This window comes from Dethiosulfatibacter sp. (assembly GCF_983023055.1).
In genome coordinates, this window is record NZ_CEZJXU010000084.1 from 1 (window position 1) to 7,117 (window position 7,117).

Genomic DNA, 7,117 nt, shown 5'->3' on the forward strand with positions numbered 1-7,117 from the left:
GCTTTATTCAGGCGAAGCTCCTTCGCTATATTGTTATATCACTATACCACATTTTATGCAAAAAGTCAAGTGTTTTTTGTATATTTATACATATTTTTTTATTCTTTAACCAAATCAATTCAGAGAGCAATATTTTCAATTATCACCTATCTAGGTATACAATGATACCTCTTCATAATAAAAACCTCTTAAAATCCTGTCAGAATTAAAAAAACAGACGACAAAAAGCCCATAAACGTTGATATTCCAACACTTACGGGCTTTATCTATATTGATTTTTCCTCAATCCATGTAACCATTGATATTACTAAGGTGTAGCGATTGGTGAAAAGTGGGTGTGTTTTTGTCTACCCCTTACTTTTTGAGTTTGATTCTTTCTTTACTATCTCCATAAAATTGTTCTAGTGGATTCAATAAATCAATTTTTTGTGTAAGTATCTTTGTACTCATTTGAACATATCTTTGTGTCATTGTTACTGTACTATGTCCAAGTATTCTTTGCAACTGAAATGGATTCATACCATTTTCAATACATTTTGTAGCGAAAGTGTGTCTGTACTTGTGAATTCCAAAAGAATCAACTCCCCTTTCTATATGATAGTTACGAATTGCCATTTGCATTGTTGTTCTTGGAAGTTGTTCACCTTTGATATTACAGAATAAATAATCATCAGGATTATCACTTTGTCTATACCTCATATATTCCATAAGGATTTTTCTCAAAGATTTAGAAATAGGAATATATCTATCGGTCTTAGTCTTTGTAGTTGTCAAAATCAACATGCTTTGTTTAAGGTCAAGATTTTTGATCGTGATATTTCTAACTTCTTTGGCTCTTACACCTGTACCGAGTAAAAAATTTATAAGTATCCAAGTTCTATACTTACCAAAGAATTTCATCTTAGGTTTTTCAAGAAGTCTTTCAAGTTCATCATCTGTATAGATTTCTTTCATAACTTTGTCTTCTTTTAATTTCTTCCAATGAAAACTATCTTCTTTGACCAGTCCTTTTTCAACTCCTAGATTCAAAGTTGCAACAATCCTTTTGACGTAACTATTTACAGTGATATTTTTTATTTTTCTTGTATCTTTTAGCCAATATCCAAAATCCTCTAAAAATTCCGTATTCATACTTGATATAAGCAAAGTGGAAGTATCTATGTATTCATTTAAATATCCAAGCACACTGTAATGGTGGTCAGTCGTTTCTTTAACTGCTCCTTCAAATTCAAGATTTTTCATCTTGATTTTAAATAATTCGTTGTACGTCATACTCGAACTAATATCCATACTTAATCTTTTCTTTTTTTGTGCCATTTTAAACACCTTCCTATATTTTTTTATATAAAAAAGCTTTAAAATTTATGGTTCAATCCCACTTATTTTACCCTTTTAGGATAAGCCTATGTTTAATATTCGACACTCGTTGTGAATGCTTGTTCTCATTGATTTTCCAACGCTTTCGGTAACACGGAAACTCATATAATAATGTCGAGCCCAATAGAAAACAAACCAATATAAGGCAATAAAAAATCACCTGCTTCTAGGTGATTTTTTTGATTCTTCCAATATGAACTTGCCGTATCCAAGCAAAAGAAATATATCTCCTATGCTTATTGTCTTATTAAAGGGATAAGGTTTCTTCAGCATTATTATGTCGGCTAAAAAAGAAAACCTGGTTTCAGTAGTCATGACAGTATGTATAAGATCCTTGCCTGATATCAGGTAAATATAGTTCTCCCATGCTCGTGCATATTCAGGCGGTATCCTAACAGGCATTTGCATACCGTTGAAAAGAATTACTATAAAGTTTAGCATAGTTCCTATGAAAAGTATCTTCATATATCCCTTTTTAATATTTAGAACCACACCTACCAATAGAAACTGGTATGACAAGAGATGAATCCACATAAAGTAGTCCGTTACAAATACACCTACAGCCGTATCTCCATACCTCTCCACAATGAACATGCTTAAATACTGCAGAAAAAAACTTGCCGGAAATAAAGCAAGTCCTTTTATTTTTACTTTTGAAATATTTTTCAAATCATTTTTTTTAATTACAGCTAGTATTAAAGATATTATTAGCGTTATTACAACCTCGTGACTCATTATGCAATACCTATGTCCTTATTCTCAGATTCGGATTTTGTTGCAGCAACTTCACATTCCTTATCCTCCTGAAGAAACTTCGAATTATCCATTTCCTTTCCCTTATTTTCCCCTTCGATACCTTTCTCGTACTTCTTAAGGACCTTCACGGACACTTCAACTATATCAGGATTGAACTGTGTACCAGCATTGTCGATTATCTCCTTTAGTGCCGTTTCAACCGAAAGAGCCTTTCTATAAGGCCTGTCCGTAACCATGGCATCAAAAGAATCCGCAACAGTCAAAATAGTAGTTTCAAGAGGTAGTTCTTTGCCAAAGAGGCCGTCAGGATATCCCCTACCGTCCCATCTTTCATGATGATGCTTCACTATGTCCATTACATGGCTTAAAAAGCCTATATCCTTTATTATATCGTATCCTACAGAAGGATGACTCTTTATTATGTCAAACTCATCATCTGTAAGTTTTTCCTTCTTGTTAAGAACATTGTCGTTAACTCCAATTTTTCCTATGTCGTGAAGTAGGGCTGCATTTCTTATGGTGTCTACCTGAGCTGGGTTAAGATCCATTTCTTCAGCTATTGCAACGGCATATTTTCCAACCCTGGCCGCATGACCACTTGTATAAGGATCCTTTGCCTCAATTGCATTGATAAGTGCCTTGACAGTGTCGTAATAATTTTTCTTCATATCCGCATAAAGCTTAAATGAATATCTTGATAGCATCAGTGGTATAAAGAACATTACAACTGCACCAACACCATAGCTGTCGTGAGCTTTTGCAATTATTATACCTAAAAGACCTATAGCCATTACGCTTACTATAGTTCCTCTAAAGTTTTCTAACCATATATTAAAGAATTTACCTCCAGACAAGTTATGAATCAAAAATGTCATGAGTAATGTATTTACCAATAAAAAAGTTATCATTGTACCTGCAGAAGAAACAGGATCAATATCTCCTAGGTAGTAAAACCTACCATGCAAAAAAATATATACCATGCCTGAAAGACCTGTATATATTATATTCTGAGAAATATTAAAAAGTGATTTAAATATCGGAGTATTAAAAATATGGGTATACCCTATATCATCTATATATGGTCTGCAAAAAGTTATTCCCATAGCCCCTACTAAAACTGCAGACAGGGGACCTTCAGAAATAATTGTTGCAAAAGATATTGCAAAGGCAACTGTTACTGCACCAATTCCAGGCAACTTAACCATGAATGTTTCAGCAATAACCGCAAGAATTCCCATTATAAAAACCATGTTCCAATTTTTAACTACATAATTATTGTTTAAATAAACTAATACGGATACTGCAAGAATGAATACTATTAATATATATCTTCTAGCTCTTACAGGTATTTCAGACATTATATCCTCCAAATAATATATATATAAAAGACCAGCAGTTTAAAAAACTGTTAGGACATTAAGCCCACTTGTAACCAGCGCCACTTGCCAAAACAAATGTTAATATTGTGATTGCTATTGGTAGTATTTTTTTCATGATAAAGCCTCCATAGGTTTACTCTGTCTTTTCGCTATAAAGAGCAGGCATTTCCGCTTCGCTAAATCATTTAAAAAACTACTTTTTTATTATGTTTGTGTGCTGGTCTTTTATAATCATGTTAAATCATTTGTTTATCTACTCTTTGCAACACTTCTGTTGATTGCATTGAGCGTAGCCTTTACAACGGCTTCAGGCTTTGAATGCTCTACAAAAGCACTCCCGCAGAGAATTACTTCTGCTCCTCCATAAACAAATGTTACCGCACTGGTAACAACTTCCTTACCAGCAAGCAATCTGCTCTCTATATCTTCCAATAGAAGGCAGTTGTTAAATCCAATGGAGCTTTCAACGGCTCTAAGTCCAGCTTCTGCAGACAGTCTAAGAGTATTCCTGTCTGTTTTAACTCCTGTAGCTTCTCCATTGTGTATTCTGTCATCCATCTCAAGATCCACCTTTACGGTTGTTGTCCTAAGATTGTTTTCAGCTTTTACAGACTTGAGTTTAAGTCTAAAGTTGTTATCTATACTTAGATTATCAGATATCTGAGCGATACTAATTTTCTTGTAATCAACATTTATATCATATTTGGAAATAAGTACAGACTGCACATCTCTGCATATCTGCTTAGTATTCCTGGAGGAATCCGCCAATAAATGAATTTCCTCTATTACGTCATCTTGATTTGCTACTATTTTACCCGAAATAACCGATTTAAGATTTGTGAAATATTCTTCTATCTCTTTGAAATCCATATTTTACCCTCCCAAGCTGTATTACATTATATTCTACACCATTTCTTGTGATTTGTGAATTAATTTTTAATAATTAATTCATTAATAATCTATACTTTAACAAATTTTAAAAACAAATAAAAAAGGTAAACTACAATTTATAGTTTACCCCTTTAAAACAAATTTATTCATTTATAGTTTTTTTGTAATTTAGTTGTAATATTTCTATTAGATAAACAAGGTTGCATCAGATCTTTCGGATGCTGCAAGGAATGATGCAACTCCACCATATTCCACTCCATCAATCAACTCTTCTTCCTTTATACCCATTACATCCATTGACATGGTACAAGCTATCAGCTTCACTCCATTTTTCGTCGCTGTTTCCATTAGAGTATCAAGTGTATCCACATTTTTTTGCTTCATTATTGATTTCATCATAACAGTACCCATTCCAGCCATATTCATGTTTGAAAGCTTAAGTTTTCCTGTTCCTCTTGGCATCATAAACCCGAACATATTTTCCATTAAAGTTTTCTTAACAGATACATTTTCAGGTTTTCTAAGAGCATTCAGTCCCCAGAATGTGAAGAACATGGTTACATCCCTTCCCATGGCAGCAGCACCGTTTGCTATTATGAATCCTGCAATGACCTTGTCAAGTTCTCCACTGAATATAACCATTGACTTGTCTGTTCTTTCACCGGTTTCTTCTGCAATAGCATCTTCCTTAAGCCCCTTCATGATTGTTGTTACTATAACCTTGTTTTCGGATTTTATATCTACAAGAGTATTGCCGGTTCTCTTGCACCATTCAGACACATCTGCCGCAAATCCCATGTCTGTTGAAGTAACCTCCACAAGGTCGCCGTGGTTCATCGTCTTGATTGTTTCAAAGACCTTCATTATAGGTCCCGGACACTGAAGTCCCGAACAATTCAGGGATATTTTTTCAACATCTATACTGTTTACTCTTTTCATCTCGTTATCTCCACTTTTTCCGCCATTTTCACTGTTTGTGTCTTTAGTTCCCAAAATATTCTTCAAAAGCATACTATTCGGCATATAATTGATTGCATTCAATGTTGCCAAACCACCGCTTAAATTTTTAACATTTTCAAAACCATGCTGTTGAAGCAACCTTGCCGCAATGTAACCTCTAAGTCCCACTGCACAGTAGATAAATATCATTTTGTCCTTATCAAGTTCATTTATTCTGTCCCTCAAACTGTTGAGAGGTATATTTACTGACTTTTGGAAGCAACCAGTATCAAGCTCATCTTCATCTCTAACATCAAGAACAATATAGTCATTTTCATCATATTGCCCAAGATTATTCCAGTGTATAACGTCGACATTTCCCTTAAGAATGTTTTCTGCAACATATCCTGCCATATTTACAGGATCCTTTGCCGATCCGAATGGAGGTGCATAGGCAAGTTCAAGCTCTGTCAAATCATATACTGTTCCGCCAAATCTTATTGCAGTGGCAATTACATCTATTCTCTTTTCCACACCTTCAAAGCCTACAGCTTGTGCCCCAAGAATCCTGCCATCTACTGGAGAGAATAAAAGCTTCATATTTATCTTTGAAGCATCAGGATAGTATCCTGCATGGTTGTTTGGATGAATATACACATATTGATAGTCTTTACCAAATTCCTTGCCAAGTGTCTTTAGTATCTTTTCATTTGATCCTGTTGCCGACACTGTCATATCGAATACCTTTGCTACTGAAGTTCCTTGAGTACCCTTGTAAGTTGTATTCTTACCTGCAATATTATCAGCTGCAATTCTACCTTGCTTGTTTGCCGGTCCAGCTAGAGGAATCATTGTTTCAACATCGTTTATGAAATCATTTATTTCAACTGCATCTCCAACTGCATAAATGTTTTCATCATCGGTTCTCATATACTTATCTACTACAATACCGCCTCTTTTGTTTGTTTTAAGGCCTGCATTCTTTGCTAATTCTCCATTTGGTCTTACACCTATTGCCAGTATTACCATATCGGCATCAAGAGTCTTTTCACTATTGAGAGTTATAACTGTAGTCCCATCCTTGTAGTCAAAACTTTTTACTCCATCATTCAGTACAAGCTCCACATTTTTCATGTTTACATGCTGATGAAGAATTTGTGCCATTTCAAAATCTATAGGTGCCATTATTTGATCGGCAAGCTCTACTATTGTTACTTCTATTCCAAGTTCGTGAAGGTTTTCAGCCATTTCTATGCCGATAAATCCTCCACCAATAACTGCAGCCTTCTTGATTTTTTTATTGTCCACAAAACTTTTTATAGCATCAGTGTCAGGAATATTCCATATTGTAAATATATTGGAAGCGTCTATTCCAGGAATGGGAGGTTTCAAAGGTGAAGATCCTGGTGACAATATAAGCTTGTCATATGATTCCTCATACACTTCTCCAGAGTCCACCTTCTTAACATTGACTTTTTTGTTTTCCTTGTCTATTGACAACACTTCACTCTTAACTCTTACATCAATATTGAATCTTGCCTTCATTGCTTCGGGCGTCTGAACCAAAAGTTCTTCCCTTTCTTCTATAACATTGCCTATATAATAAGGCAATCCACAATTTGCAAAGGATATATATTCTCCTCTTTCAAACATTATAATTTCAGCATTTTCATCATTTCTTCTAAGTCTGGCAGCTGCACTCGCGCCTCCTGCAACTCCACCAATAATTATTACTTTCATTTTATTATATCTCCTTTTCCTAATAGCTTAAGCAT

General features: G+C 34.6%; 5 protein-coding genes. All 5 read right to left on the minus strand.

Annotated features, from left to right (window positions below; translation table 11 throughout):
* Positions 1–354 precede the first annotated feature (354 nt).
* Positions 355–1,317, minus strand: a complete 963-nt coding sequence (locus tag AC3AX0_RS04555) for a tyrosine-type recombinase/integrase (protein WP_487549122.1) — start codon at positions 1,315–1,317, stop codon at positions 355–357.
* Between the two features lie 216 nt (positions 1,318–1,533).
* Positions 1,534–2,112 carry a DUF5317 domain-containing protein gene (locus AC3AX0_RS04560; protein WP_487549123.1) on the minus strand — a complete coding sequence of 193 codons (579 nt, stop codon included), beginning with the start codon at positions 2,110–2,112 and terminating at the stop codon, positions 1,534–1,536.
* Positions 2,112–3,491 carry an HD-GYP domain-containing protein gene (locus tag AC3AX0_RS04565; RefSeq protein WP_487549124.1) on the minus strand — a complete coding sequence of 460 codons (1,380 nt, stop codon included), beginning with the start codon at positions 3,489–3,491 and terminating at the stop codon, positions 2,112–2,114. Before AC3AX0_RS04565 ends, AC3AX0_RS04560 begins: the two co-directional genes overlap by 1 nt.
* 270 nt (positions 3,492–3,761) lie before the next feature.
* Positions 3,762–4,382, minus strand: coding sequence for a hypothetical protein (locus AC3AX0_RS04570; protein ID WP_487549125.1), 621 nt, complete (start codon positions 4,380–4,382; stop codon positions 3,762–3,764).
* A 207-nt stretch (positions 4,383–4,589) separates the two neighbouring features.
* Complete coding sequence (locus tag AC3AX0_RS04575) at positions 4,590–7,082, minus strand: FAD-dependent oxidoreductase (RefSeq protein ID WP_487549126.1); 2,493 nt, start codon at positions 7,080–7,082, stop codon at positions 4,590–4,592.
* Positions 7,083–7,117: the final 35 nt, after the last annotated feature.